General features: G+C 66.3%; 1 protein-coding gene. It reads right to left on the minus strand.

Going from position 1 to position 630, the window contains the following annotated elements; genetic code table 11:
- Positions 1 to 213: 213 nt before the first annotated feature.
- Positions 214 to 528 (minus strand): DUF736 domain-containing protein, encoded by a 315-nt coding sequence (locus HMPREF2581_RS11615; RefSeq protein ID WP_070867333.1) that lies wholly within the window; start codon positions 526 to 528, stop codon positions 214 to 216.
- Positions 529 to 630 lie beyond the last annotated feature (102 nt).

Raw genomic sequence — 630 nt, forward strand, 5'->3', positions numbered from 1 at the left:
GGCATGGGGCGCAGCCCGAAAGCCCGGCGGCGCACCGCGCCGACACGCCATGCTGTTCCTGCTGCCACGGGCTTCGTGCCATCCAACCATCACCAATGCGATGCCAGCCCTGAACATGCCGGGCATGAGGCAACCGCCGAAACCCTGTGCAGGCGATGCTGCGATCAGCAGCACAGCGCCCCGCCGCAATGGGCGGGGCGCTGTGGGCGGCCGTCAGGCCGCCTTGGGCTTGCTGCGCGACCAGATCAGGTCGTGCGTGCCGTTCTCGCCTTCGATCAGGCGGGCATAGACCGTTGCCGGGAACGAAGGGTCGTCGATGGCCACCGACAGGTAATCCCGCCCGGCCTCGCTGGTTTTCTTCCACGCCGCGCCGAAGTCGTGGCCGGCCGCTTGCAGGCGGAAGTCCGGGGCGCTTTCGTTCTCGCCCTTGTCGTTGGGAACCAGCTTGACCTTGAAGTTGAGGGTCAGGGTGCGGAGCTGGCCGGTGAAGCCGTCTTTCTCTGCGGTGAAGGTGCCGATGTTAGCCATGATGATTTCTCCTTTCGGGTTGAACAAGGTCGCGCCAGTGCGTCCTTGTTGTGATCCGTCCGGCGGGGGATGGGCTGGCCGCACCGCGCAGCGGTCGCAACA

Origin of the sequence: Pseudomonas sp. HMSC057H01, from assembly GCF_001836405.1 — a bacterium.
Taxonomy (GTDB): Bacteria; Pseudomonadota; Gammaproteobacteria; order Pseudomonadales; family Pseudomonadaceae; genus Pseudomonas; species Pseudomonas aeruginosa.